19 protein-coding genes are annotated in these 25,353 nt (G+C 42.6%); 14 read left to right on the top strand and 5 right to left on the bottom strand.

The genetic code is table 11. From position 1 onward, the window contains the following. Positions 1 to 2: 2 nt before the first annotated feature. Positions 3 to 1,175, bottom strand: a complete 1,173-nt coding sequence (gene manA, locus Phpb_RS20425; RefSeq protein WP_065391957.1) for a mannose-6-phosphate isomerase — start codon at positions 1,173 to 1,175, stop codon at positions 3 to 5. A 170-nt stretch (positions 1,176 to 1,345) separates the two neighbouring features. Here manA and fumC point away from each other — a divergent pair, with 170 nt between their 5' ends. The 3 genes from fumC (at position 1,346) to pemK-mt (ending at position 3,555) form a co-directional block, all read left to right on the top strand. Next, positions 1,346 to 2,740, top strand: coding sequence for a class II fumarate hydratase (gene fumC / locus Phpb_RS20420; protein ID WP_065391956.1), 1,395 nt, complete (start codon positions 1,346 to 1,348; stop codon positions 2,738 to 2,740). 223 nt (positions 2,741 to 2,963) lie between these two features. Beyond that, positions 2,964 to 3,221: a type II toxin-antitoxin system antitoxin PemI gene (gene pemI, locus Phpb_RS25645; protein WP_036805903.1), complete on the top strand. Its 258-nt coding sequence runs from the start codon at positions 2,964 to 2,966 to the stop codon at positions 3,219 to 3,221. Between the two features lies 1 nt (position 3,222). After that, positions 3,223 to 3,555, top strand: coding sequence for a type II toxin-antitoxin system toxin endoribonuclease PemK-mt (gene pemK-mt, locus Phpb_RS20410; RefSeq protein ID WP_040148720.1), 333 nt, complete (start codon positions 3,223 to 3,225; stop codon positions 3,553 to 3,555). 124 nt (positions 3,556 to 3,679) lie between these two features. Here the strand turns inward: pemK-mt and tus are convergent, their stop codons facing one another. Both tus and Phpb_RS20400 read right to left on the bottom strand, forming a co-directional pair. Next, positions 3,680 to 4,606: a DNA replication terminus site-binding protein gene (tus, locus tag Phpb_RS20405; protein ID WP_065392018.1), complete on the bottom strand. Its 927-nt coding sequence runs from the start codon at positions 4,604 to 4,606 to the stop codon at positions 3,680 to 3,682. A 372-nt stretch (positions 4,607 to 4,978) separates the two neighbouring features. Then, positions 4,979 to 5,578 carry a lytic polysaccharide monooxygenase gene (locus Phpb_RS20400; RefSeq protein WP_065391955.1) on the bottom strand — a complete coding sequence of 200 codons (600 nt, stop codon included), beginning with the start codon at positions 5,576 to 5,578 and terminating at the stop codon, positions 4,979 to 4,981. 394 nt (positions 5,579 to 5,972) lie between these two features. Between Phpb_RS20400 and Phpb_RS20395 the strand changes: the two genes are divergently transcribed. Beyond that, positions 5,973 to 7,085: a class II histone deacetylase gene (locus Phpb_RS20395; RefSeq protein WP_065391954.1), complete on the top strand. Its 1,113-nt coding sequence runs from the start codon at positions 5,973 to 5,975 to the stop codon at positions 7,083 to 7,085. A 103-nt stretch (positions 7,086 to 7,188) separates the two neighbouring features. Here Phpb_RS20395 and Phpb_RS20390 read toward each other — a convergent pair whose 3' ends face one another. Beyond that, on the bottom strand, positions 7,189 to 8,796 hold the full coding sequence (locus tag Phpb_RS20390; RefSeq protein ID WP_065391953.1) for an ABC transporter substrate-binding protein: 1,608 nt from the start codon (positions 8,794 to 8,796) through the stop codon (positions 7,189 to 7,191). Positions 8,797 to 9,247: 451 nt separating this feature from the next. On the opposite strand from Phpb_RS20390, the gene Phpb_RS20385 reads away from it, so the two are divergent. From Phpb_RS20385 to Phpb_RS20345, 9 genes are all read left to right on the top strand, one after another. Beyond that, the gene (locus Phpb_RS20385) at positions 9,248 to 11,656 is read left to right on the top strand and encodes a DMSO/selenate family reductase complex A subunit (protein ID WP_065391952.1); all 2,409 of its coding nucleotides are present in this window, start codon (positions 9,248 to 9,250) and stop codon (positions 11,654 to 11,656) included. A 302-nt stretch (positions 11,657 to 11,958) separates the two neighbouring features. Then, on the top strand, positions 11,959 to 13,476 hold the full coding sequence (locus Phpb_RS20380; protein ID WP_065391951.1) for a M60 family metallopeptidase: 1,518 nt from the start codon (positions 11,959 to 11,961) through the stop codon (positions 13,474 to 13,476). Between the two features lie 561 nt (positions 13,477 to 14,037). Then, complete coding sequence (locus tag Phpb_RS20375) at positions 14,038 to 15,468, top strand: gamma-aminobutyraldehyde dehydrogenase (RefSeq protein ID WP_065391950.1); 1,431 nt, start codon at positions 14,038 to 14,040, stop codon at positions 15,466 to 15,468. Positions 15,469 to 15,513: 45 nt separating this feature from the next. Further along, the gene (locus tag Phpb_RS20370) at positions 15,514 to 16,257 is read left to right on the top strand and encodes a nuclear transport factor 2 family protein (RefSeq protein ID WP_240492632.1); all 744 of its coding nucleotides are present in this window, start codon (positions 15,514 to 15,516) and stop codon (positions 16,255 to 16,257) included. Between the two features lie 289 nt (positions 16,258 to 16,546). Next, complete coding sequence (locus Phpb_RS20365) at positions 16,547 to 17,824, top strand: 4-aminobutyrate--2-oxoglutarate transaminase (protein WP_065391948.1); 1,278 nt, start codon at positions 16,547 to 16,549, stop codon at positions 17,822 to 17,824. Positions 17,825 to 17,857: 33 nt separating this feature from the next. Beyond that, positions 17,858 to 18,226 carry a DUF805 domain-containing protein gene (locus Phpb_RS20360; RefSeq protein WP_065391947.1) on the top strand — a complete coding sequence of 123 codons (369 nt, stop codon included), beginning with the start codon at positions 17,858 to 17,860 and terminating at the stop codon, positions 18,224 to 18,226. Positions 18,227 to 18,278: 52 nt separating this feature from the next. Next, positions 18,279 to 19,820: an NAD(P)/FAD-dependent oxidoreductase gene (locus tag Phpb_RS20355; protein ID WP_065391946.1), complete on the top strand. Its 1,542-nt coding sequence runs from the start codon at positions 18,279 to 18,281 to the stop codon at positions 19,818 to 19,820. 432 nt (positions 19,821 to 20,252) lie between these two features. Continuing rightward, positions 20,253 to 21,755, top strand: coding sequence for a PhoPQ-activated pathogenicity-related family protein (locus Phpb_RS20350; protein ID WP_065391945.1), 1,503 nt, complete (start codon positions 20,253 to 20,255; stop codon positions 21,753 to 21,755). A 254-nt stretch (positions 21,756 to 22,009) separates the two neighbouring features. Continuing rightward, a complete protein-coding gene (locus tag Phpb_RS20345; RefSeq protein WP_065391944.1) occupies positions 22,010 to 22,780 on the top strand; it encodes a glucose 1-dehydrogenase in 771 nt (256 codons plus the stop codon). Between the two features lie 81 nt (positions 22,781 to 22,861). Here the strand turns inward: Phpb_RS20345 and Phpb_RS20340 are convergent, their stop codons facing one another. Further along, a complete protein-coding gene (locus Phpb_RS20340) occupies positions 22,862 to 23,545 on the bottom strand; it encodes a hypothetical protein (RefSeq protein ID WP_065391943.1) in 684 nt (227 codons plus the stop codon). Between the two features lie 394 nt (positions 23,546 to 23,939). Here Phpb_RS20340 and Phpb_RS20335 point away from each other — a divergent pair, with 394 nt between their 5' ends. Further along, complete coding sequence (locus Phpb_RS20335) at positions 23,940 to 24,956, top strand: NAD(P)H-quinone oxidoreductase (protein ID WP_065391942.1); 1,017 nt, start codon at positions 23,940 to 23,942, stop codon at positions 24,954 to 24,956. The last annotated feature ends 397 nt before the right edge of the window (positions 24,957 to 25,353 follow it).

Here is a 25,353-nt window from a genome sequence, read left to right as displayed (position 1 = left end):
TATTAATTAAAAACCTGGGCGGTAAAACCATCACCGTGAATAATCACAGCCTTTTCGGCAGCAGATATAAATACTGACTCACCTGGGAAAATTCTTAATTGGTGTTCTCCAGATTGTATAACTGTTTGACCTTCAACACAAAAAACAATCGATGCTGAATTGTTATCAAGCGTAATTGGCTGCTCTGATAGAGAATAAATAGAAAATGCAAAATCATCTACTGGAATAGGGAAATTTTTCGCTGTTTTTTCCTGTTTCGGTAGCGTAAATAAGGTGTTTGTTGGTTTTGACACAAAATCAAGGTTTGCCATTAACTCAGGAATATCGATATATTTATTGGTCAAACCCGCTCGTAGGACGTTATCTGAATTTGCCATAACTTCAAGCGCAACCCCCTCCAGATAAGCGTGAGGCGTGCGAGCACATAAAAACATGGCTTGACCGGGTTCAAGCTCGATGACATTAAGTAAAAGTGGAATAAACAGTCCATTGTCATCGGGATAAAACGCCGTCATTTTCTTGATAGAATCCCAAGGTTCACCGAGTCGACTGTTTAACGCCGATTTTAATACGCCAAGAGCTAACTGCTTTTGTTTACCGCTCATATTAAGCAATTGGGAAAATAAGCAGGCAAGATTATGTTCATTTGGTGTTTGAATAAAGAACGGAATCTTGGGATGGGCCGCAGTAACGAATTCCAGTAATTGCGCGATTTCGTTTAATGGACGGAATCCATTCATTGCCCGGAAAGGGGTAAGGGCATAAACCAATTCGGGTTTATGGTTATCATCTTTGTAATTTCTTTCGGGTGAATTCAATGGAATACCGGCGATATTCTCTTTGGCAAAACCCTCTTCTGCGGATTTTTTATCAGGATGAACCTGAATTGAGAGAGGTTGAGCCGCGCACAATACCTTAAATAGGAAAGGTAAACGGTGAAATCTATCTGAAACTTTTTTCCCCAGATATTTCTTCGGATCACTGGCTATTAATTCATTTAAAGCAATGGGTTTTCCCGTTTTAGGATTGGTTACAAATGAACTGCTTTTAGGATGGGCGCCCATCCATAATTCAGCCATTGGCAGATTATCTGGATTTTCAACACCATAAATATCGGTCAGGGCGGTTTTACTTCCCCATGAATAGTGCTGGATCTGATTTATCATCTTCAACATGGCCGTTACTCTCTTTTTAAAAAAATCAATCTATTTCCTTTCTACCACAATACGATAAATACGACTTGGTTGGCATAATCAGGAACTAATATGTGGCATGATAACAGAATGTTAATCAGTTTATCTGCAAAGACTGATTCGATTATTCTGTGTGTTAAGGAGAGATAGTAATGGCAGCCACTCGCATTGAAAAAGACTCAATGGGGCCTATCGAAGTACCTGCTGACCAATTGTGGGGAGCGCAAACTCAACGCTCGCTTGAGCATTTCCGCATTTCGCAGGAGAAAATGCCGGTTGCGTTAATTTATGCTCTGGCATTGACCAAACAGGCTGCGGCCAGTGTCAATATGGATTTGGGCCTTCTGCCGCAAGAGCGTGGAGAAGCAATTATTGCTGCCGCGAAAGAGGTGCTGGAAGGTAAACATCCGACAGAATTTCCGCTTGCTATCTGGCAGACCGGTTCTGGAACACAAAGTAACATGAACATGAACGAAGTGTTGGCGAACCGTGGTAGTGAGATCATTGGCGGGGCGAGAGGGAATGAACGCCTTATCCATCCTAATGATGATGTAAATAAAAGTCAGAGTTCTAACGACGTTTTCCCAACAGCAATGCATGTTGCCGCTGTTATCGCGTTGCGTGAACACCTTATCCCTGAGCTGAAAATATTACAAAAAACATTGGCTGATAAAGCTGAAGCTTATAAGGATATCGTTAAAATTGGTCGTACACACTTGCAAGATGCGACGCCATTGACCCTTGGCCAGGAAATTTCTGGTTGGGTAGCGATGTTAACGCATAACCTGAAACACATTGAAGACAGCGTTCCTCATGTTTGTGAACTGGCGCTAGGGGGAACCGCGGTTGGCACCGGTTTAAATACTCATCCTGAATATGCTGTTCGTGTTGCTAAGAAATTGGCTGAACTGACCAATCATCCGTTTGTGACTGCGCCAAATAAATTTGAAGCGCTGGCGACTTGTGACGCTCTGGTTCATTCTCATGGCGCATTAAAAGGTCTGGCTGCATCCATGATGAAGATTGCAAACGATGTTCGTTGGTTGGCTTCCGGTCCTCGCTGTGGTATCGGCGAAATTTCAATTCCTGAAAATGAACCGGGTAGCTCAATCATGCCAGGTAAAGTTAACCCAACTCAGTGTGAAGCGGTGACTATGCTTTGTGCTCAGGTGATGGGTAATGATGTTGCTATCAATATTGGTGGGGCGTCTGGTAATTTTGAGCTAAATGTGTTCCGTCCAATGGTGATTAATAACTTCTTGCAATCCGTTCGTTTGTTGGCTGATGGTATGCGTAGCTTCAATGAACATTGCGCAATCGGTCTCGAACCTAATCGCGATCGCATTACTCAATTGCTGAATGAATCTCTGATGCTGGTAACGGCATTGAATACGCATATCGGTTATGACAAAGCCGCCGAAATTGCCAAGAAAGCTCATAAAGAAGGGCTGACATTGAAACAGTCGGCGATGAAACTGGGTTATCTGACAGAAACTGAGTTTGATGAATGGGTTCGTCCAGAAGATATGGTTGGCAGCTTGAAGTAATTGTTGTTTGAGCTATGAAATACTGACCGGAGACGAGTGCTCCGGTTTTTTATTTAAACGGGAATACGTGGGATTAGGTTTATGGTTTCCACCGCTACTGGCAGTGGGCCTGCTACGCTTCTGGGATAAAAAGTTATATATTTATTTAACTTTTTAGTGTTGCCGCTTGGTTTATTTCCCTGTTGGATGTTATATTTATATATAACTTTTATGGAGGTGAAATATGCATACCACTCGTCTGAAGAGAGTCGGTGGCTCCGTTATGCTGACCGTTCCGCCGGCGCTGCTGAACGCACTGTCTCTGGGAGCAGATAATGAAGTCGGCATGGTCATTGATAATGGCCGGCTGATAGTGGAGCCGCACAAGCGCCCACAATATTCGCTTGCTGAACTGCTGGCACAGTGCGATCCGGATGCCGAAATCAGTGCAGAAGATCGTGAATGGCTGGACGCGCCAGCTGCAGGCCGGGAGGCAATCTGATATGGAGAGAGGGGAAATCTGGCTTGTCTCACTCGACCCTACCGCAGGCCATGAGCAGCAGGGAACGCGGCCGGTGCTGATTGTCACGCCAGCGGCCTTTAACCGCGTGACCCGCCTGCCTGTAGTAGTACCCGTTACCAGCGGTGGTAATTTTGCCCGTACCGCTGGCTTTGCAGTATCGCTGGACGGTGCCGGTACACGTACAACCGGCGTTGTGCGCTGCGATCAGCCGCGCACAATTGACATGGGCGCACGGGGCGGAAAGCGGCTTGAGCGTGTGCCTGCAAAAATCATGGATGACGTTCTGGCCCGACTGACCGTAATTCTTAGTTGAATCAATAACGTGAATATGTTGCCGGCATAGCCTGTTCCTGAATAGCTGCAATATACTGTATGTATAAACAATATTGGTGTAAAAACTTGCATAAGCACCTCTTTGGTCAAATTAGCAACACACACTAAATCTCACGATATAAATGTAGTCTTGGAATAATCAACTCCAGTGGTTTGGCTTTGGGTTTATGGCGATACACTATGCCATTGGCATCGTAGTTAGCAAGCCTGCCTATCTTTGGTTGGTTATCACCATAGTTAACATAAAATGCAATTATTGGTAGTGGACAAGCATATTGCACCTGTTTTTGTTGTTCCGCATACCAGACTCGTGCAATAGGTTGTACTTTCACTGGACGTTTGATTTTTAACACCACATCATCGGATAATTTTTTTATATCGATAATTTCTTTGGCGACTAATGCTGCCCATTGTTCACGAGAATAAGGGGAAACGGCACGTCCTGAGTTATAGCTTTTTTCCAAACGTTGCAGAATTTGATCTTTTGTGACTTTATTGATGATATTTTTATTTGCCCAACCAAAGCGAACTGAATCGGGATTGAGAAGGGGAGTGATGGCTCTGTAAGCGTTTAAAGTTATTAAACCATGTAGCTGACTGTGAACAAATTCAAACCGTTGCTCTTTATCCACCCCTGATTGCACAGTTACAATATGTTCAAGTTCTGCTTTCAACTTATTAATTTCTTCAATCAAAAGTAAAGCAGATCGATATTGTTGTTGGTTCACAGAAAAACATAATACTCCGGGAAGACGAACCGCGGCTTTACTACTGATATTTTGATTGTTGTGATAGATAAATAGCTTCTGGTAATGACTTAACCCTAGATTTCGTGCGTCATTACCGGTCATTTCATTAACAATGATTTCCGTTACTGGCTCATGTTCACTTCCTTTCTCTACTTCTGGCAAAACGAACACGTGGGCGGCTAGAAGGGAATAGTTATCTAGTTGTTCGTACAGTTGTTTCAACTTACTCTCTTGTTGTTGGAAACAACGATTCAAATCTTCAATTGATAAGTATTTATTCATTTCAATAACAAAATTAGTTACAACATACATTTATTATAAAACAAAAAAGGTGCAAAAATCAAACTCCAAACCCAACATTACACTCGCAAAGCAGTAATACATCATTCACAAATTTCACAAATAAATGATTAAAAAAGAGATGGCCAGCCTGTTATAAACGACATTGAGCTCGCTGCGTTAGCGTTACTTGTCGCGGACTTAACGGTGAAAACGGCCACAGGGGAGTTTACACCCACACAACTAGCTGAAAAACTCAAAACATTTTATGGCTAGTTAGGCCATTTTCTTCTGTAAACGGTTATAAGCACTATTTAAACAGGAACAGCATGATGCTGTTCCCGATAATAGTTATTTTATAAGATGTACCAAATATCAAGCAGGGCTAATTGTTGTATCAATCACTTGGTAAAATGCATTGAGGGTATCTGAAATTGTCCAAACACCCAGTATAACGTGATAACCTTTATAACCTTCTGGTAAGGTACATTTATTAATAACTCTGCTGCCCGGCATTTTTTCCTGATAATCCTCAAAACAGAAAGGTGTGCTATTAAATTGCTCTCTGGTTAAAGGTTTATTGGGATCCCAATCAGGTTTGGTAATAAAATATTCCCAACTTGAGGTTTTGTGTTGGATCACAATTTCCCACTGGAACGCAATATCACCGGCAGTAATAGGGATTTTTTTCCAACGATCTTCAGTTTGAATATCCAATTCGCCAAAATGACCAATGCCAGCGCTAGCAATATGGCCATCTTCTGGACCCGCTTGTGGAAAGCCTTTCTTCGCTTCAAGAGATTGAGGCTCATACTTAACCAACCCACAATCCGTATTTTGTTCATTTCCCTGTGCGGAACAAAGGAATACACGACTTCCTGGGCTGTCAATATAACCATGAGCCCATGCGCCATTAAATAAAGCAGTAATTATCGTCGTGGCTAAAGTCATCGCTTTCACTTTATGTTTATACATAATAGTGTCCTCCATTTTACAGGATGATTTATCTATGACAAATAAAGCCCCAGGACTTAACTATCAATTCTAGATAAATATAATATGATTATCCATTTCATAAATTGATTAATAATCTAATTATATTAAGTTATTGAAATTTTGTTCAAAACATGCCTGTTATTATTTTTTGTAATATAAAACAATATAATTTTCCTAATTTATTTCACATGGTTCAAAAAATAGTCAATTAATGCGTTTTAGATAACATCAGCTATCTCAAAAACACTTATTCATAGTTATGGTGATATATCTTTGTCAGTCTATTCTTATGCAGATAATTCAAATAAAGAAATTATCGATATCGGGTAATGAAAACGATTTGTGAATTAATTAAATGTAGAAGGAAAAGATAATGAAACGAAAAACGGGTTTTTTCTTCGATGAATATTGTTTTTGGCATAGTACGGGCATGCATGTAATGACTCTACCTGTCGGTGGTTGGGTTCAGCCTTCTTCTGGAACTACACATGCTGAATCGCCGGAAACAAAAAGGCGGTTGAAAAATTTGATGGATGTATCAGGCTTGAGCCACTCTTTGCATCTTTCTTCGGCATCGCCTGTTGATGAGCAAACACTACGTAAAATCCATCCAGAAGAGTATTTGAAGCGATTTAAGCAAGTCAGTGATAATGGTGGAGGAATGCTTGGTACAGAAGCCCCTCTGGGACCGGGAAGTTATGAAATTGCTAAACTCTCAGCCGGCCTGGCTTGTGCTGCGGTGAAAGCCGTGCTTAGCGGTGAGCTTGATAATGCTTACAGCCTTTCTCGACCACCAGGTCATCACTGTTTGCCTGATAAGCCAATGGGATTTTGTTTTCTAGCAAATATCCCATTGGCTATTGAACAGGCCAAAGCGTGCTTTGATTTAAAACGAGTTGCGGTCATTGATTGGGATGTTCATCACGGTAATGGTACTCAGCATATTTATTGGGATCATTCTGATGTTTTGACCATCTCGCTACATCAGGATGGTTGTTTCCCTAACGGATACAGCGGTGAAGATGATATTGGGGAAGGTGAGGGGACAGGTTATAACCTGAATATCCCACTACTTGCTGGAGCCGGACATAATAGCTATATCTATGCAATGACACAGATAGTACTTCCTGCGCTTGAACGCTTTAAACCGGAACTAATTATTGTTGCCTGCGGCTATGATGCAAATGCGGTGGACCCTTTGGCAAGGATGCAGCTCCATAGTGAAAGTTTTCGGGAGATGACCCAGCTAGTGCAACAAGCAGCAGATAATTTATGCGACGGAAAACTAGTCGTTGTTCATGAAGGCGGGTATGCGGAGTCTTATGTCCCATTCTGTGGATTGGCTGTACTTGAACAGATGAGCGGCGTTCGTACGGAAGTCAAAGATCCAATGTTAGATTCTATACGCTTGCAGCAGCCAAGAGCTGAGTTTGAGTTATTTCAACAACAGCAGCTTGATAAACTTAAAGAAAAATTCGGTCTTTAAACTTTGTTACGTAGGTTTGCTCCACATAGTTTGGGAGCAAACCTATAAAGCTAAAATCTGTTCAAAACTGTAATATCTACTCAAATACTACAATAATATGTTATTAATGCTTAATAACATAAAGATCTTTTGTCGACACAAAACCCAACGGACTCATATAATATCCACCAATATAAGGCTTAACTAATCTAACACCGATATAGTAATAAACAGGAATTGCCGGTACATCTTTTGCCAGAATATCTTCCGCTTGCTGAAAATATTTTCGTTCATTTGTTGCTTTGGCTTTATTTATCAAATCATCATAAGCAGGATTGCTATATAAGAATGTATTATTAGAACTATCAGTAACAAAGTTATTTAAAAACGAGGCAGGATTATCATAATCAGCAATCCGCGCATATCTCACCATCTCAAAATTAGCTTGGCGAATAACATCCAACATCGCTTTTCGCTCTTGGTTCTGCAAAATAATATCTACATCCAGACTTTTTTTCCACATTGAAGTCGCCGCAATAGCAATCCGTTTATGCTCTTCTGATGTATTATAAAGAAGTTTAAATTTCAATGGATTATCTTTATTATAACCCGCTTCATTTAGCAATTGCCTGGCTTTCTCAACTCTTTCCTGCTGTGTCCATGATGCATAATCAGGTTGCCCTAAATCCATTCCTCCAGTATTTGGAGGGGTATGATTATAAGCAGGTTCTTGGCCTTGCCCTAAAACTTTATTCGCTATGATCTCTTTATCTAAAGCCAGATTTAATGCCTGCCTGACCCTGACATCATTAAAAGGCGCTTTTTGATTATTAAAATCATAATAATAAACACCTAATGCCGGGGTGATATGAACCTGATTACCTAATTTGGCCTTTAAGGATTTAAATAAAATTGATGGAATATTCTTGGTGATGTCAATTTCATCGGCCAAATAACGATTTATATCTGCTGTTTCTGATGCTATTGGAAGATAAGTGACTTGATTAATAACAGTATGGGCATTATCCCAATATTGTGAATTTCTGATGCCAACAACTTTTTCATTAACAACCCATTCGGCCAGCTTAAATGGCCCACTACTGACAAATACATCGGAATGAGTCCATTTTTCGCCATATTTTTCAACCGCTTTTTGGCTGATGGGTACCATGACAGGATACGCCAACATTTGTAAAAAATAGGATACCGGTTGTTCTAACGTCACTTCTAAAGTCAAATTATCCAGTGCTTTTACACCTAATTCATCGATTTTCTTCTTACCAGAAACAATATCTTTAGCATTAACTACATGCATGTTGCCAAGATAACTGCCATACGGAGACGCAATTGTGGGATCAACCAAACGCCGCCAGCTAAAAACCACATCATGGGCAGTAATAGGGGAACCATCAGACCACTTTATTCCTTTTCTTAGATGAAATAACCACACTTTATTATCTTTAGTTTCCCAACTAACCGCTAAATCAGGATTGATTTTTCCATTGCTGCCCGCGCTGACTAATCCACTGAAAAAATCATGAATAATATTGAATTCAACATCATTTTCAACTTTATGAACATCAAGAGATACAGGTTCTGAACCATTATTGCGGACGATATCTTGATTAACTGACAATAATGTACCGGCTGGAATAATTGCGGCATGGGATAATGCCAGATTGCTAAATATAATGCCTGTGAATAAGGATATATTCCTTAATGTTTTATTCATCGTTTGTTCTCCAAGAAGATCTCATTTTCGGGTATCTATTTCAGGGAAGTCAATTATTTGATAATTAAGGTTTTTATGCAATCTAACAAACTAAACTTCAGAATGTTTATGACTATTTCAGATGTTAAGTTAAAATTATATGATTCTATTGAATACCCTATTTTGAATGCGAGAGGTATAACTATCATTAAGTATTAGTATAAAATATTTGGTGCGACCACATCAATATCATGAAATTTAAGTAGTAAATTTAATATTACATCCTGAAATATTCAATCATTGATATGAGTTGTCTTAAAACACTTATTTCAGCATCAATATCGATGATCAGATTTAGAAAATATTTTCAATAAAATGTGATCTGAATTATATTAATCCGTGATCACCATCAACATTTTAACCGCTTTTTCTAAATAACATCCAACGAATAAGATGCAATGTGGAGGCTAATATGAAATATAAAAAAATAAATCATGAAGCCAATGAACAGAATGATGACCTGACGGTCAGCCGTCATCGTTTTATTCAAGCAAGTGCAGCGCTTATATCTATTCCTTTTGTTTCTACCCGTCAAGCAATCGCCGAAGAGAAAACAAGCCAAGGCTCGCTGCCGATTCATGTTATTGATGCGGGTGAAACAAAAGTCGTCCCCACCTGTAGTACATTTGATTGCGGAGGAAGATGCGATATCCGAGCTCATGTTCGAGAAGGTGTTGTCACCCGCATCACCACCAGACCTGATCATGAACTCGATGAAGCAATGCCGATCATGCAAGCTTGCATCCGCGGCAGGGGCTATCGCAAATTTGTTTATCATCCTGATCGTTTAAAATATCCGATGAAACGAGTTGGCAAGCGGGGAGAGGGGAAATTTGAACGAATCTCCTGGGATGAAGCGACAACCATTATTGTGGATAAGTTAAAAAATATTACTGAAAAATATGGCCCGGCTTGCCGCTACGTTAGCGTTAATACCGCGGTAATCGGCGGTGTATCATCAGGTGATAAAATGTTGCGTCGCTTACTTAATATTACCGGCGGACATTTACAATTTTACCATTCCGTGAGTATGGGTAATACAGCGGCAGCGACACCCTATACCTATGGCGTAGCAACTTCGGGCAGCACACTGGATACCTTGGAAGATACCCCTTTGGTGATCCTTTGGGGCCATAATCCCGCTGAAACTATTTTTGGTCACTCCAACCACTATTTCCAGAAGATGAAAAAGAACGGTACCAAATTTATTGTTGTCGATCCCCGTTATTCTGATTCTGCTTCCTCGTTGGCTGACCAATGGATTCCTTTGCTGCCAACAACTGATAACGCATTAATGGATGCAATGATGTATGTGATTGTCAGTGAAAACCTGCACGATAAAGAATTTATTAATCTTTATACGATTGGTTTTGATGAAGACAATATGCCGGATGGCGTTCCTGCCAATGAATCTCTGGTTGCTTACCTGACAGGCGCTAAAGATGGCATTGTGAAAACAGCGGAATGGGCTGAAAAAATCACTAAAGTGCCGGCGAATATCATTCGCCAGCTTGCCCGTGAATATGCCAGCACTAAACCCGCAGCCCTGATGCAAGGATGGGGACCGCAACGTCATATCTGTGGTGAACGTGTTGCACGTGGTTCAACAATTTTAGCTACAATAACCGGCAATGTGGGTAAAAAGGGGGGATGGGCAGCAGGTTTCGGCGGTATCGCTGGTAATAAATCCCTCTATGGACTTGATGTTGGTAAAAACCCGGTAAAAGAAAAAATCTCGGTGATGAACTGGGTCCAGGCAGCCGATGATGCCAGTAAAGTTACCCCGGCAGACGGTTTAGTGGGCGCTGATAAGCTGAATACCAATATTCGTATATTATTCTCGTTGGCTGGTAATTACCTTGCAAATCAAAACCCTGATATCAATCAGGCAGTAAAAATATTGGCAGATGAATCTAAAATTGAATTCATTGTCTCCAGTGATCTTTATCTAACACCAAGCGCCCGATATGCCGATATTTTATTGCCGGAAACCAGTTTTATGGAACGCTGGAATATTGGCTTTCCTTGGGGCACCGGCAGTTATTTCATTCTGTCATCAAAATTGATCGAACCTGAATTCGAACGGCGCTCTGATTATGAATGGATACGCGAAGTTGCAGCAAAACTGGGTGTTGAACAGGAATTTAGTCAAGGTCGTGACGAAAAAGCGTGGATAGCCCATATTATGGAATCTAATCGTCAGGCTATGCCAAAAGAAAATTTGCCCACGTTTGAGGAATTACAACGAACAAGCAAACATCTTTTCAAAATACCGCCTTATGTGGCTTTTGAAGAAAATATTCGTGACCCAGAAAATCATCCATTTCCCACACCTTCAGGAAAAATAGAGATATTTTCTAAACGTCTGTACGACATGCAACATCCTGAAATCCCTGCGTTGTCACATTATGTGCCGGCATTCGAAGGGCCGGAGGATAAATTAACTAAAAAATACCCGTTGCAATTAATTACCTGGAAAGGGAAAAGCCGCACTAATTCAACCCAATATTCAAATCCTTGGTTAAAGGAGGTGCAAACCCAGAAGTTGTGGATTAATCCACTGGATGCACAGAAACGTAAAATTAAACAAGGGGATTTGGTTCGGGTATTTAACGATCGTGGAGTTTCTATGATCCCGGCGGAGGTAACTCAACGTATTATCCCCGGCGTGGTAGCAATGCCAACCGGCGCATGGTGGCAACCAGATAAAAATGGTGTTGATTGGGGCGGTTGTGTCAATGTGCTGACATCATCCCGTAAAACTCCACTCGCACATGGGAACTCTCATCAAACATTACTGGTCGAGGTCAATAAAGCCTGATTGAATTTATAAAATATGAACCGATAAGCAATCGACAATTAAGCCTTTTTATCGATTCTCCCTTTTGTTCAGGATGTAAAAGTTCCTATTGCTAATGTGCAGCTGGGATAAAGTTGACTCGGAAAATATTCTTAGCGAAATAAAATCATTTCTTGATAGATGATTTTATTATGAATGTTGGGTAATTTGTTAGTAATGATATCATTTCAAAATGAATCATGAATTATTCTATAAATTCGACATGATTCAATTAATCTGCATTTTTCCAACACTTCCATCCTAAATAAAAAGGTAATAATGAAATGAGCGAAAATAAGAAAGAGGTAATTGTACAAGGTAACGGTTCTACTAATGAATATAAAATAATACAACGAAGAACTTTTGCACACAGTGAATTACAACCCTCAGGGTTTTACGTTATTGCCGGTCAAGAAGTGATTATTGATGTTGAAGGAGAAATAAACGGTGCTATTAATGCGGTGATTGGTGTCCCTGAATTAAATAAACCAGTAAAATACTTATTAACGAAAGGGTTAAATAAACTGAGACCAAGGAATGACGGTTTACTCTGTTTTACCAATAATAACAATCATGGTCATGTAAAGGTCATTATTAAATCAGAATTACAACCAGTGCCATCATTTAAGCTGAATGAAACCAGTAATACAGATTGGGAAAGTATGATGGAATTATATTCTAAAGCACCTGTGATTCAACTTAGCAGTGAACGAGCAGTAATTGTTGTAAGATATAAGAGTGCTAAGAAATACCTTACCGATCCCAATGCATTAATGAAATATTATGATAATTTTATTCGTTTACAGGATAATATATCAGGATTATTAGAAGATGGAAAAGCAGACTATAAGAGCGATCCCAATAAATTATTATATGTAGAATCAGACCGTTTTTATATGTTCGCTACTCATGGGCATATGGGATTTAATGGTGACGCGGCTCTTCAACGGTTATTAACCACCAATAATGGTTGGGGGATCTGGCATGAAAGTGGTCATCAAAGGCAACAATTTCCTTATACCTGGAGTGGAGGAACCGGAATGATGGAAGTTACAGTAAACCTGTATTCTTTAGCCGTTCAAGAAGGGCTTTATGGTAGAGCAAGTCAGCTAGATAAATATTATCCCAAGATCAAAGAATATTTAGCCGCTGAAAAAAAGAATTTTGATACTCAAGACGTTAATATAAAGTTGGGAATGCTATGGCAATTAAAATTAACATTTGGTGACGGATTTTATCCTCAGCTCCATCAAATATATAGAATAATGGATTCATTACCAATCAATAATAGTGATAAAAAACAGCAATTTATAATGTCATCATCTCAACTGGCGAATGTTAACTTGGCTGCCTTTTTTAATAAATGGGGCATTACACCCAATGAAAAAACATTAGAAATATTAAAAACCTTGCCGCGGTTAGATAAAAATATATGGGAAAACGATGATAAAAACTTGATTACAATAAGAATGCCACAGGAAAAATATATTCCAGAATTGTCCTATTTTATGAAGAGTATAAAGAAAACATTATTAAGTGAAAATGAATTTGAATTCATTATTGATCGTGATTGGTACACACCGTATCAATATGTTATTAAAAAGAATAATCAATATCTCGCAGAGATAAAAGATGGCAAGCCATTTGATTGCAGCACAAATTTAGATGAAAATGGTTTGAATGTAAAAGTTTCTCATCATTTTATTTTAGATGATTTAATTGAAATTGAAGTCAGGTTTTCTGGAGAGAAATACGTTATTTACAATATGAAAGTTTATGACTTTAAATTATCATATTCGTAAATTTATCCAATTATATTATTCAATTATCTATAGTTTCCCAACTAATTGATAAATTGGAATTTAACTTACATCAATGCCTGTGTCAATTAATCTACTAAAGAAGTCGTGAATAATATTAAACTCAACATCACTTTCAACTTTATAGACATTAAGAGACACAGGCTCTGAACCATTATGACGAACAATATTCTGGATTTGTGCACCAAGTGAAATAATTTCTGCATGAGATAATGTCAAACCTAAAAAATATAATTACTGCGAATAAAGATATATTTTTTATTGTCTTTTTCATCGTAATTTCTCCAATAAGACTTCGTTTTTTAATATTGATGTTGTAAATAACCAGGCCCCTCAATATTTTCTTCCAGTTAAAAAACTCCTCGATCCTGCTCACAGATCGGCATATTTTCCTAAACAGGAGTGTCGAAAGTTACATCTATTTTTGTTTGTATGTATCTAATTACTCTTCTATTTTAGTTAAAAAATTAACATTCACATAACAATTGAACATATTAAGTTATAGGTTATATTTTATGTTATCCAATCCATCAGGAGGTAACTATGGCGGTACCAACGCTCAGGCATTTCATTAATAGTAAATATGTTGAATCTAAAGGTTCCGAATATTTTGACCTGGTAAGCCCGGTCACTGGTGAAATCTATGCACGTTCTCCTAACGCGACTGTAGCAGATGTTGATGAAGCTTATGCATCGGCTAAAGAGGCATTCAAGATCTGGGGGCGTAGCACACCGTCAGCACGTCAGCAGGCGTTGCTGGCATTAGCCGATGCAGTGGAAAAAAACGCGGAACGTCTGATCGAAGCGCAAAGCCGCAATACAGGGCAGCTCAAGCATCTGATTGCCTCTGAGGAAGTTGCGACATCAGTGGATCATATCCGTTTCTTCGCTGGCGCCGCCCGTTTTCTGGAAGGCAAAGCGACTGCTGAATATCTTCCTGATATGACGACCAGCATTCGGCGCGAACCACTAGGTGTAGTGGGGCAAGTTACGCCGTGGAACTACCCGCTGATGATGGCAGTATGGAAGATAGCGCCTGCGCTGGCCGCGGGTAATACTGTGGTACTCAAACCGAGTGATACCACGCCGGAAAGTACTCTGTTGCTGGCTGAACTGGCCGCTCCGTTCTTCCCTATAGGTGCATTCAACGTGGTGTTGGGTAATGCCAGCGCGGGTGCTCTGGTTGTTTCACACAAAATGCCAGCTATGGTTTCCATCACGGGTTCCGTACGCGCAGGTTTGCAGGTCGCCTCTTCGGCGGCGTCTAATCTCACCAGAGCGCATTTGGAGTTAGGCGGCAAAGCGCCAGTAGTTGTTTTCGCCGATGCGGATATGGACAAAGCGGTGGAGACCATTGCGACCGCGGGGTATTTCAATGCGGGTCAAGATTGTACGGCAGCCTCGCGTGTGCTGGTGCATGAATCTGTTTACGATACCTTCGTCGCCAAATTGGTGGCGGCAGCTAAAGCTACCCGCTTTGGCTATCCAGAAGATAAAGAGGCTCTGTATGGGCCGCTCAATAATGCTCGTCAGCTCGAGCAGGTCAAAGGGTTCATTACGCGTTTGCCCGCTCATGCCCGTATCGAAACAGGAGGCCGTCAGGCCGAACGCTCGGGTTATTACTTTGAACCCACGGTAATTACCGGTCTGGAACAGCACGACGAAGCAATTCAGACTGAGATTTTCGGCCCGGTTATCACGGTGCAGAAGTTCCGCGATGAACAGGATGCCATAGAGAAAGCTAACGACGTGAAATACGGACTGGCATCCAGTGTCTGGACCCGCGATCATGGCCGCGCGGTGCGCCTGTCACGTGAACTCGATTTCGGTACCGTCTGGATTAACACCCATATTCCTCTTACGGCAGAAGCGCCGCACGGCGGCTTCAAGAGCTCCGGATATGGTAAAGATCTGTCGGCTTACGGCTTCGATGAATATACGCGTATCAAACATGTGATGAGTTCCAACGACTGACACAGGACATCCGTAATGATTCAAAATAGATCTCCACGCGACTTGGTGTCGCGTGCGCACCACGAGCTGTTTACTGACCGTGATGTAGGGGCGCTTGAGCGTTATTTTGCACCGCATTTCATCGAACATTCGCCGTTGGTCAAAGATGGTCTTGCCGGATTGCGTGAGCTGGTCTGGGCACATCCTGAACTGCATCACGAAACGTATCGTGTACTGCAAGATAGTGATCTGGTCGCCATCCACGGTCGTTTTACGGGATTAGACAACTGGCCGTTGGTCGGTTTCGATCTGTACCGAGTTGCTGACGGCTTAATCGTAGAGCACTGGGACGGCCTGGTGCCGCAGGCGGTACCCAACGTCAGTGGCCGGATTCAGTTAGACGGCCCGACTGAAGCAGGCGATGGCCATGACCGAGAGAAGAATCGTGAGCTGGTAGTCAACTTTTTCACACATACCCTGATCGAAGGTCACTACGAAGAGTTTGGAAACTACACTAATGGTGAATTGTTTCGCCAGCACAGCCCCGATATTCCCGATGGTACGGCGGCAGTCATCTCGTTTCTTAAACAACTCAGAAATGAGGGGCAGGGGCTGCATTACACTAAAATTCACCGTACGGTAGCCGATGGGCAGTTTGTTCTGACCCATTCAGAGGGGAGTATCGCCGGAGCGCGTCACAGCTACTTCGAGCTATGGCGCATTGAGGACGGAAAAGTGGCTGAGCTTTGGGATGCTATCACCCCGGTACCGGAGGATGCGAAAGCGCTGCATCGCCACGGTATTTTTTAGCGTTGATCGATACCCGGCGCGAAGCTTGCGGTCGCGCCGCAACCGGATGCCCATACACAGGCAGATATACGCTCATCGACAGTCCTTCTGTGGATTATGTCGGCAGCGGAACCTACACGATTACAATAGCCCGCTTAGTCATCGTTGGGGGCCGATGTCGGCATTGCGGCGGCGGATATGCTGGCTTTGACGCTGGATCAGTTACTTCTACCAGCTCTGGCCGCTATATCGCATCGTGCGTCTGTCTGTTGAAGCTCGCTTATTTCAGATTGCTGAGGAGTTTTCATTTATGACTGGATCTATATTAGCCAAAAGACACAGCGAGGCTATTGCAAAAGGCGTGAGCGTAGCCACGCAAGTCTATGTGGAGCGTGCGGAAAACGCTGAAATTTGGGACGTTCAGGGGCAACGTTACATCGATTTTGCCGCCGGTATCGCCGTGGTAAATACCGGCCACCGCCATCCGCGCGTCATCGCGGCCGCCAAAGAACAAATGGAACAGTTTACCCACACTTGTCATCAGGTAGCGCCCTACGAAAATTATGTGGCGCTGGCCGAACGTCTGAACCGCTTGGTGCCCGGTAATTTTGCGAAGAAAACCGTCTTTGTCACTACCGGGGCCGAGGCGGTGGAAAATGCCGTGAAGATCGCACGTGCCGCTACCGGGCGCAGTGGCGTGGTCGCTTTCAGCGGTGCTTTCCACGGCCGTACCTTCCTCGGTATGTCACTAACCGGCAAAGTTGCACCGTACAAAATGGGGTTCGGCCCGCTGGTTGGCGACGTTTACCGTATTCCGTTTCCGGTCGGGCTGCATGGCATTAGTGTGGAACAAACGCTGAATGCGCTGGAAAATCTCTTTAAAGCCGATATTGAACCAACACGCGTCGCTGCCATCATCATCGAACCGGTACAGGGCGAAGGCGGTTTCTATCCGGCACCTCCTGAACTGCTCAAAGCTCTGCGTGAGATCGCCGATTACCACGGCATTGTACTTATCGCCGATGAGATCCAGACCGGTTTCGCGCGTACGGGCAAACTGTTTGCTATGGAGCATCATGAGGTTGTCGCCGATCTGACCACTATGGCGAAAAGTCTGGCGGGCGGTTTGCCGCTGGCGGCTGTAACGGGACGTGCCGAGTTGATGGATGCTGTAGTGCCTGGTGGTCTGGGGGGAACTTATGGTGGTAACCCGGTAGCGATTGCGGCCGCTCATGCGGTGCTGGATGTGATCGAAGAAGAAAAGCTGAATGCGCGAGCGACGCAGTTGGGAGACCAGCTAACACAGCGACTGCATGAACTGCGACCGCGTGTCCCGCAGATCGCCGATGTGCGTGGGCTAGGGCTGATGATTGCGGTGGAGTTTAACCATGCGGACAGTCAGGAACCCAATGTCAGCTTTACCAACGCGGTACGTCAGAAAGCGCTGGAGCGTGGTCTGATCCTGCTGACGTGTGGCGTACACGGCAACGTGATCCGTTTCCTTCCGCCGCTGACCATACAAAATAACGTTTTTAATGAAGCGCTCAGCATTTTGGAGTCTGTACTGCTCGATCTGGCTGAACAGTAGATAAAATCTGCCGCATCACAAGAGGGGATAACAATGCACTGGTATTTAAATGTATTAAAGAACTATACATGCTTCAAGGGGCGAGCCAGGCGTAAGGAGTTCTGGTATTTCGTTCTGTTCCAGATCCTGGCTGTATTTATTATCTCTTTCCTTGAACGCTACTTTGCCGTTGCCAATCCTGAGGTTTATATGGGCTGGTTCAGCGCTGTCTATCTGCTGCTCACGCTTTTGCCCACGCTAGCAGTGAATGCCCGCCGCCTGCACGACATCAACTGTAGCGCTTGGTGGTTACTGCTGCATCTCATACCGTTTATCGGCACTGTTATCCTGCTGATTCTCGCCGGTCTGAAAGGGAGCTCGGGCAGCAATAAATACAGCTCAGATAGCCGGACTCACTCATAGAGAAACTCTCCAGATCAGCGGGTGATTTTAAAATCATGACAGGAGTGTTGAAATGACAATGAATAGAAGAGACTTTATCTCTACCGTCGCGACGCTCGCGGGGGCGGGAGTGCTTTCATCCGTACTTCCCAACTTATCCCTGCTCGCCCGGACCTCAACCGCGGCCGATACTCCGGCTGCCAATATTGATAAGCTCCGGCCAACACTGTTGGAGGATGCGCAGCATAGAGCCAGCCGGTTGGGGCTGGACCCGCGTATCTGGAGCTGGCATAAAGACGCTGCCGCTGACGCCATGCCAGCCAACTATTATGAAGCTTCTTTGGCTGACTGGCCGGCTTTGGGAAGCCTGCCTGGGGACCAGAACTGTGAGGTTGTGGTTATCGGCGGTGGGTTGCTGGGCGCTTCCACGGCGTTACATCTTGCTGAAGCGGGAGTGGACGTGATTCTGGTTGAAAAGGATAACATTGGTTCAGGAGCTTCTGGCCGCAACGGGGGACAGATAACCCCTGGACTCGCACGCTGGGAAGCTGAAACCATACTGGAAAAACTTTCATTCGATGAGGCTAAACGCTTATGGCGTTTTGCATCTGTTGAAGCGATGAATCTCGTGGATGAGCTGCGTGAGCGTTATAGTTTCGAATGTGACCGCAAATATGGTCATATCACTGTTGCGGTGCACGCGGGCCACATGGGGCCGCTGGTGGCTAATGCCGATGCCCGGCGCCAGTTGGGAGATACGGCAATGAGTGTTATCGGACCGCACGAACTACAGGAAAAATATGTACGTTCAGGCATCTACCACGGAGCGAATATCGACAGTATCGGTGGGCAGGTCCAACCTCTGGCGCTATTGCGTGGCTTGGTTTATGGTTTCGCCAGACTGGGCGGGCGAATCTATGACAGCACGAAAGTAAAGGGCATCAGGCAGGATACTGGCGGCACAGTCATAGAAACAGATCGGGGGACTATCAGGGCAAGTAAAGCCGTGGTGTTGGGTGTGCATGCCTCCACGGGTGAGTTTATCTCCGGCCTTTCCACCACGATGCCTTTTTTCTCCTACGTGGCGGTAACGCCTCCGTTGCCAGTGGATGTCAAAGAGCTGATCCCGTCAGATTTGCCGGTCTACGATACACAGTTACAGGTTGACTACTATCGTGCGGTGCGCAACAACCGCCTGCTGTTCGGTGGACAGGGTACTGGCAATTCCTGGTCGCCGCGTGATGTGAACAACTATCTGCTTAAGCGTATCAGAACCGTGTTCCCGCAGTTGGAAAAAGCCGAACTAGAATATTCCTGGGGCGGGATCAGCGATCTGACCCTAAACGGCGCCATCGATGCCCGCAAGAGCAGCGACAGAGTACCCGTGTATATGGTACATGGCTGGAGTGGTCATGGAGTAGCGCAGACGGTGCGCATTGGCAAAGCTATCAGCGACGATCTTACCGGACGCAACGACGACTTTACCATGCTTACCCGCATTGAACACGCGAGTATCCCGCTGGGTTCCTATCTCTCTCCGGTAGCCATTCCGTTGGCAAAGGGTATTCTTGGAGTGAGAAGTACGCTTAATCCGGCAGATATAGTTTCGTTTTGAGCATTCGGGGTTTGACCCCTATTACAGAGAGAATATAAACCGTTATGGCGCCTTTAAACTCTCAAGGACGAGGCAAATCTAACCGTTAGAATTTAACATTCGGATATCATAATAAACGAGCATGACCTTTTTTTACCGGGATACTGGCCGGAGATCACTAAGTGAAAGTCAACTTAAATTCACTATTGATCGTGATTGGTACATGCCGTATCAATATGTTATTAAAAAGAATAATCAATATCTCGCATAAATAAAAGATGGCAAGTTTTTTGATTGCAATGCTTTATTTTAGGTGATTTGATTAAAATTGAAGCCAGGTTTGCGGGAGAGAAATATATTATTTACAATATTAAGGTTTATGATCTTGAATTATCATATTGGTAAAGTTATCCAACTATATTATTCAATTATCTATATATTAAGGATGAATTAATGTCTATTTTTTTCAAAAGAATAATTATTACCCTGTGGTTATTGGTGGCTATTAATACTAATAGTTATGCCCAGTCTAATACAAAAAAATCACTATGCTCTAATAAGACTGATATCAATTTCACCAATGTACTTCCCTGCTATCGAGAGGAATTAGCAGTCCAGCCCCTTAAATATTCGCTTTTAAGTAAAGAAAAATTACCTCAGATTGAACTACGTCACTATCAATTAACATCACAATTCTGGTCTCCAGGAAACGTTATTCTACCGGCCGAATGGCGACACAATGTTGATATATTTATTCCTGATCATCCGCTTTCACCGCGTGCGCTTGTCGTTGTGAATAATGGGACTAACTATAATAGTGGATCTGAGACGCCAATTTTGCCGACAGATTTCAGCGTGACAACCTTGGCGACTATTGCGCGGGCAACAAATACGATAATTATCTCGATCAGTAATATTCCTAATCAATATCTCGTGTACCGGGACGATGGAACACCCCGAAAAGAAGATGATAGTATTGCTCACAGTTGGACATTATTCATGAACAAGCCAGAGAAGCTGTCGTTGATACCTTTACATATTCCTATGGCGACTTCTGTTTCTCAAGCAATGACTTTGGCACAGCAGGAATTAACACCGTGGAATATTAATAAATTTATTGTTTCTGGCGCCTCGAAACGAGGCTGGACAACCTGGTTATCGGCAATAGCAGATACACGGGTTGATGCAATTGTGCCTTTTATTATCGACATACTTAACACACATGCAGCATTTAAACATATATATGAATCTTACGGAAAAAACTGGCCGATTGCTTTTTATCCGTATTATCAGGAACATGTCGATGAAAAAGTCAATACGCCAGCATTTGCTAAATTAATGCAGATAGAAGATCCTCTGCAATATCTGGGATCAATTTATGAATCTCGACTTGCCATTCCTAAATACATCGTCAATGCCAGTGGGGATGATTATTTCGCGGCTGATAATGCAAGACTCTATTATGATATTCTGCCTGGAGACAAATCTTTACGAGTAGCCCCCAATTCTGATCATCGTGGCATTCTGAACTTTACTGAACAGTCATTGATTACATTTATTAATCGGTTACAGCAATCTATTCCTTTGCCAAAGCTTAATTCAACTCTGCATTCACAGCAGAATTCGCAAATACTAACCGTCAATTTTTCAGAAAAACCTGAAAAAGTGATACGTTGGACTGCTACCAATCCAATTTCACGAGATTTTCGTTATGCATGTGGTATCCGATATAAAGCATCACCACTCGATATTAATACGCTGCAACAAGTTGAAATTTCCTTGGGTTCCCCAAACATGGGATGGGAAGCGACTTATATTGAAGCGACTTTCAGTGATGGATATGTGGCAACAACGCGAGTTTACATTACCCCTGATGACAAATATCCAGAAGTCGCGCCTTTATCAAGTGGACCAACATGCCAAACATTGCCAGGCCGCGGGCTAGGTTCGAAATAAGATAATAACGATCAAGTCTGAATAAGCTATTTGTGAAAACTTGGACCTCCGGCATTTTCTAATGGTAATCGGAGGTCTGAATATGTTAAGCATTTAGGAAAAATGGGACATAATTCATAAAATCAACATTACTTCACCGATATGCCTTATATGAGCACTTCTGGAGTAATTCTTTATAGGTATTCTGTGTTTCACTGGATCAATAAATATCTCGAATAGCGCCTGTGATAGCGCGATACAATGAGGAACATCAAATGGGCCATATGCTAGAAGGTAAGGTTGTCATTGTCACTGGCGGAGCAAGTGGCATCGGAGCCGGTATTGCTTTAGCCGCGGCGCGTCATGGCGCAGCAACCGTAATTATTGGCGACATCACGGATCAACCCAGAGAGGGAGGAGCGCCGGTGCTCCAGCGTCTTCATTCGCTTGGTACAAAAGCCATATTCCACCGATGTAATGTCACTTCTCGGAGCGAGATGGATACATTAGTCGATGTCGCTACACCGTTCGGCGGTGTTGATTTGATGGCTTGCAATGCCGGAATCGCATTAGCTACCGATGGCCCACAGATTAGCGCAGACGATTTTCACAAGCTGCTTACGGTCAACCTTGATGGCGTTTTATTTGGCGCACAGGCTGCTGCTGAACAGATGATAAAACTGGGCAAACGTGGAAGTATTGTGGCAACTTCAAGTATGGGGTCCATTAGGACAGGACAACTTACAACCGCCTATTCCACTAGCAAAGCTGGCGTCAATATGATGGTGGCCGCATTGGCCGATGCTTTTGGGCCGTCAGGTATTCGTGTTAATGCCGTATGCCCGGGATTGATCAATACAGCGCTTCCTCTCTCCTCGCCGGAAGTCGCGAAAATGTTTGACGGGTTACGAGAAAGGATGCCTCTTCGAAGATTGGGAGAACCTGAAGAGGTAGGAAATGCGGTCGTATGGTTAGGATCAGATCTCGCATCGTTTGTAACCGGCGTATCACTGCTAGTCGATGGCGGACAAACAGTAGTACTGTGAGAACAAGTATTTTTGGGCAGTTGATATATTTCGAAGGAGAGTAGGGTAAAATGGCTGTTTTCAATTACATACTGGAATTCTTTATATAGAATCAACAGAACCGAATATTTTCGCCAGCCTTACCAATTGAGTAATTTCATCATTGGAGGCGCCATTTCTGAGAATATCCAGTACCGTCGCGGATTCAGCCAGATCGATACCAGGATCAAATGTCTCGATTTTATGGATGAAAAAATTGCACTTTTTTACGCCACTGACTGGGCCTAAATTAGCCAATATTTCTGGAACACCTTTTAAGTATCCTTTATTGCTCGTTTTTTTATTTATCGAAAACTGGAATACAGGATATAAATTCTCTACTCCCCAATTTAATACAATGAGTTTATGATTTTCACCATATTTATTTACTGTCGGGCGGGTTACTCCTAATATATCAGCAACCTTACTGGACTTATAAACGCCACCGTATTCCCCAAGATGGGCCAGAAAAGCGTTTCTCGTTTCGATAAATTCCTCATGTTCTTTCTTTTCCGGTGTGATATTTGCCACTATTTCAATATAGTTGGCTCGTCCTTTGACTTCTGTCCAAAATTCATCATCAGACAGGGTTAACAATAGGGAAATACTCTCTGAATCTTTGTTTTTAAGCACATTAATAAAATGATCAGCAAGATTGATGATACGTGCTTTGACCAGTTCAGACGGTTCAAATCCGCTTTTCAGTTTTACTATCGGGTCATTGGGTTGTTTTGCTGTTGTTCCCATAACTACCTCAATTATTTTGTCATTTCAAAGAATCAGCATACATGAAATGGTAGTATGTGGAAGTTCTGTCACCAGTTTCTTTTTGCATGTACTAAGAATTGATTAATAACAGATAGGTATATTAGAATCAACGCAGTGAAAACTGTTATGTTCACTGGAAATGAAGACCTCGAGGTCGGTGATACCGTCTTGTTACTCAATTTTCATCCTGCCACTTTTTGGTGTCTATGGCCTTAGACATTTGTGAAGGAATTTCAGCCAAACGCCTTAGTACATAACAGAGATTCTTGTATTATTCCTCAGCACTCTTTCCACAAATCAGAATAAATAATATTATCATCTAAACTTAGACTAAATTCATAAAAAGGATCGTCAAAAGAAATAAGAGGTATATATGCATAGCCAAATTAATTCATTGCCCCAATATATGTTAGCGATCAGTATCATTAAGCCCGGAGGCCCGGAGAAATTGCATCTGGTTCAGGTTCCGTTGCCACGGCCAGGAAAAGGTTACTTGTTAGTAAAAGTAGCTGCGGCAGGTGTTAATCGGCCTGATATATTTCAGAGAATGGGTTCCTATCCACCACCACCGGATGCATCGCCATTGCCGGGTTTGGAGATTGCAGGAGAGGTGGTTGCCAAAGGTGAAGGTTGTGAACGCTGGAATCTTGGCGATAAAGTTTGTGCCCTTGTTGCCGGCGGCGGTTATGCCGAATATTGCCTGGTACATGACTCCGTTGCCTTACCTATCTATGGTTTGGATTTTGTTCAGGCAGCCGCATTGCCAGAAAACTTTTTTACCGTCTGGGCTAATGTTTTTCAGACTGGCAAGTTGAAACAAGGAGAAAATTTGCTGATTCACGGTGGTACTTCTGGGATAGGCAGCGTCACTATTATGTTAGCAAAAGCCTTTGGCGCCAGAGTCATTGCTACCGTCGGCTCTGATGAGAAAGTTAAAGTCGCACACAGTTTAGGTGCTGACTTTGTGATTAATTACCGTAAAGAAGATTTCGTTGATCAGGTATTGAAAATCACGGGTAATCATGGCGTTGATATGGTTGTTGACTTAATCGGCGGTGATTATGTCAATAAAAACTATAAGGTTGCTGCTAAATTCGGGAGAATTATTCAGATTGGCATGATGAAAGGAAACCCTGAAAATCTTAATCTGATGCCCTTAATGCTAAAACGTCTGACTCACACGGGTTCTACATTACGTTCTCGCAGTGTAGAGGAAAAAGCAGAGATAGCTCGGGAATTGGAAAAACATGTCTGGCCATTATTGAAATCAGGAAAAGTCAGTCCATTAATTTGTAAAGTTTTTGATCTGAAAGATGCTGCTGACGCACATCGAATGATGGAAGCCGGTGATGTTATCGGCAAGGTTATGTTGGTAAATGTATCATCTTAATAGTACTTCTGCTTAAATCAGGGCTATTTTAGTTTGTAGCCCTGCATTCTATCTGCTAACCGCTTCACGTTAAAAAAATCCTTATAATTAACAAGGTTAACAATAAATAAGCCCCTATTTTCCTCTGTTTTTTGATTTGTTTTTATTCGTTCTTTGTCCTCGCGCACAAAATCAGAATTTATATTTAACGTCATTGTTAATATTTTAACAAATATAGTCTATATCTATTAACAAACGATCGTTTATAGATATATTAATGATCAATCTATTCCACCTGATAGATTTTTCTGAATGTCTAGAATAATGAGGTATGACCAGCTATTGGTAAGTTAGGTGGCATATAATTTTCTGTCTGACCACCAGAGAAAGATAGTGATTTCATTAACAAGTAAAGAAT

Origin of the sequence: Photorhabdus namnaonensis (assembly GCF_001684335.1) — a bacterium.
GTDB lineage: Bacteria > Pseudomonadota > Gammaproteobacteria > Enterobacterales > Enterobacteriaceae > Photorhabdus > Photorhabdus namnaonensis.
This window is presented reverse-complemented; position numbering and strand designations above follow the sequence as displayed.

What these genes read in the sequence shown, in the direction of transcription:
- manA (WP_065391957.1), bottom strand. Translation starts at nt 1,175, where the DNA reads ATGTTGAAGATGATAAATCAGATCCAGCACTATTCATGGGGAAGTAAA.
- fumC (WP_065391956.1), top strand. Translation starts at nt 1,346, where the DNA reads ATGGCAGCCACTCGCATTGAAAAAGACTCAATGGGGCCTATCGAAGTA.
- pemI (WP_036805903.1), top strand. Translation starts at nt 2,964, where the DNA reads ATGCATACCACTCGTCTGAAGAGAGTCGGTGGCTCCGTTATGCTGACC.
- pemK-mt (WP_040148720.1), top strand. Translation starts at nt 3,223, where the DNA reads ATGGAGAGAGGGGAAATCTGGCTTGTCTCACTCGACCCTACCGCAGGC.
- tus (WP_065392018.1), bottom strand. Translation starts at nt 4,606, where the DNA reads ATGAATAAATACTTATCAATTGAAGATTTGAATCGTTGTTTCCAACAA.
- Phpb_RS20400 (WP_065391955.1), bottom strand. Translation starts at nt 5,578, where the DNA reads ATGTATAAACATAAAGTGAAAGCGATGACTTTAGCCACGACGATAATT.
- Phpb_RS20395 (WP_065391954.1), top strand. Translation starts at nt 5,973, where the DNA reads ATGAAACGAAAAACGGGTTTTTTCTTCGATGAATATTGTTTTTGGCAT.
- Phpb_RS20390 (WP_065391953.1), bottom strand. Translation starts at nt 8,796, where the DNA reads ATGAATAAAACATTAAGGAATATATCCTTATTCACAGGCATTATATTT.
- Phpb_RS20385 (WP_065391952.1), top strand. Translation starts at nt 9,248, where the DNA reads ATGAAATATAAAAAAATAAATCATGAAGCCAATGAACAGAATGATGAC.
- Phpb_RS20380 (WP_065391951.1), top strand. Translation starts at nt 11,959, where the DNA reads ATGAGCGAAAATAAGAAAGAGGTAATTGTACAAGGTAACGGTTCTACT.
- Phpb_RS20375 (WP_065391950.1), top strand. Translation starts at nt 14,038, where the DNA reads ATGGCGGTACCAACGCTCAGGCATTTCATTAATAGTAAATATGTTGAA.
- Phpb_RS20365 (WP_065391948.1), top strand. Translation starts at nt 16,547, where the DNA reads ATGACTGGATCTATATTAGCCAAAAGACACAGCGAGGCTATTGCAAAA.
- Phpb_RS20360 (WP_065391947.1), top strand. Translation starts at nt 17,858, where the DNA reads ATGCACTGGTATTTAAATGTATTAAAGAACTATACATGCTTCAAGGGG.
- Phpb_RS20355 (WP_065391946.1), top strand. Translation starts at nt 18,279, where the DNA reads ATGACAATGAATAGAAGAGACTTTATCTCTACCGTCGCGACGCTCGCG.
- Phpb_RS20350 (WP_065391945.1), top strand. Translation starts at nt 20,253, where the DNA reads ATGTCTATTTTTTTCAAAAGAATAATTATTACCCTGTGGTTATTGGTG.
- Phpb_RS20345 (WP_065391944.1), top strand. Translation starts at nt 22,010, where the DNA reads ATGGGCCATATGCTAGAAGGTAAGGTTGTCATTGTCACTGGCGGAGCA.
- Phpb_RS20340 (WP_065391943.1), bottom strand. Translation starts at nt 23,545, where the DNA reads ATGGGAACAACAGCAAAACAACCCAATGACCCGATAGTAAAACTGAAA.
- Phpb_RS20335 (WP_065391942.1), top strand. Translation starts at nt 23,940, where the DNA reads ATGCATAGCCAAATTAATTCATTGCCCCAATATATGTTAGCGATCAGT.